The sequence below is a fragment of the Erythrobacter sp. genome, assembly GCF_038133525.1.
GTDB lineage: Bacteria > Pseudomonadota > Alphaproteobacteria > Sphingomonadales > Sphingomonadaceae > Qipengyuania.
The window spans coordinates 21,954-23,714 of sequence record NZ_JAYPTL010000052.1 but is presented as its reverse complement, the minus strand read 5'-3'; the positions used below and the strand labels follow the sequence as shown (position 1 = coordinate 23,714).

Annotated in this window: 1 protein-coding gene and 1 pseudogene; both read right to left on the bottom strand. The window is 51.9% G+C overall.

The annotated features are described in order from the left end of the window. Nucleotides 1–14: 14 nt before the first annotated feature. The gene (rfbH, locus tag AAFM29_RS13110) at nt 15–1,364 is read right to left on the bottom strand and encodes a lipopolysaccharide biosynthesis protein RfbH (RefSeq protein WP_341713232.1); all 1,350 of its coding nucleotides are present in this window, start codon (nt 1,362–1,364) and stop codon (nt 15–17) included. Between the two features lie 2 nt (nt 1,365–1,366). Beyond that, nucleotides 1,367–1,761: pseudogene (locus AAFM29_RS13105) on the bottom strand (CDP-glucose 4,6-dehydratase); the annotation flags it as partial.

Here is a 1,761-nt window from a genome sequence, read left to right as displayed (position 1 = left end):
GAACTAAGCAAGGATCACGCGCGAACAAAGTTCGCCATAGCTTCAGCAGTGTAACCGATGTGGTCATCACTTAAGCCAGGGTAGATGCCGACCCAAAAACACCGATCCGTCACAATGTCTGCATTCGTCAAATCGCCAAATACGCGATAGTTGCGGCCCCTCATGTAGGGTTGGCGGATTAGGTTACCGCCGAATAACAGTCGCGTTCCGATCTTCTTGTCGTTGAGGTGTTGGACCAACTGGTCACGAGTGAAGTGCGCGCCCTCGCGAATGGTGATTGGGTAGCCAAACCAGCTAGGCTTACTATTGGGGGTTGCCTGGGGAAGAATAAATACATCCTCAAGCGGGCGTAGCAATTCCGTCATCAAGTCGAAATTGTGCTGACGCGCTGCAACAAACTCATCGATTCTATCAATTTGCGCCAGGCCAACGGCAGCCTGCATGTCTGTAATTTTTAGATTATAGCCGCAATGGCTGTACGTATATTTATGGTCATACCCAAATGGCAGATCGCCAAGCTTGCGACAAAACCGTTTGCCGCAGGTATTATCCTCGCCTGGCGCACACCAGCAGTCCCGACCCCAATCACGCATCGACTCCATAACACGTTTCAAGCGCGGCTTGTCGGTAAAGACAGCTCCGCCTTCACCCATTGTGATATGATGCGCGGGGTAGAAGCTAAGCGTTCCCATGTGGCCGAACGTGCCAACATTACGCCCACCATAGGTCGCTCCCAGGGCGTCACAGCAATCCTCCACGACCAGCAGATCGTACTTTTCTGCGACCCGCATAACTTCACCCAGATCGAATGGATTGCCGAGCGTATGCGCTACCATGATTGCGCGGGTCTTACTCGTTACGGCAGCCTCAATCATTTCTGGCTTAATATTATAAGTCGGGATGTCGACATCGACGAAGACCGGGACGATTCCGTATTGTAGCGACGGATTGACCGTAGTCGGAAATCCAGTCGCCACTGTGATCATTTCGTCACCTGGCTTGAGCGCCTCCGAACGCAGGTAATGGCTAGTCAAAGTTGAGAACGCGACCAAATTAGCAGACGAGCCCGAATTCACAGTTAGGGCATGCTTGACACCAATATACTTCGCAAGACGCGCTTCAAATTCTGTGTTGAATCGACCCGTCGTCAACCAGAAGTCAAGGCAGCTTTGCGCGAGCATTTGCATTTCATGCGCACCATAGACCTTACCAGAAACAGGTACCGGGCTCTCACCACTGACGTATGGCTTCGGGGCATGGTGCGCCCGAGCATACTGCCCAACCAAATCGACAATGAGTTCACGGAATTCGGGTTCGCTTAGGCTGCTCAAATTGTCAGGCATTCGAGGAGTGGGGATATTCATCGTCAATCAATTCCTTGTCGGCTGGACACCATCAGCATCATATAATCAGACAATTGCTCGCGAGATATCGAGAGCGCGTTCCCCCCACCTAGAAACTTCTTATGCCACGAAATGATCCAATCAATCGTCGTAGATAAATCGAACACTGGCCTCCAGCCGAGTTCTGCATATGCCTTCGAGCAATCAAGCGTCAGCAATCCGGCTTCGTGCCTACCACCGCCATCGCCATTGATCTCAAAGCGACCACTCCCCCACTGCTCAATCATCCGATCGACAATCCAGGAAACCGGCTTCGCATCATTTGCAGATGGACCAAAGTTCCAGGCCGCTGCAAACTTCGACTGACCGCCAGCTAAGTATTGAGCGATCAAGATATAGCCACCCAGCGCTTCAAGGA

What these genes read in the sequence shown, in the direction of transcription:
- rfbH (WP_341713232.1), bottom strand. Translation starts at nt 1,364, where the DNA reads ATGAATATCCCCACTCCTCGAATGCCTGACAATTTGAGCAGCCTAAGC.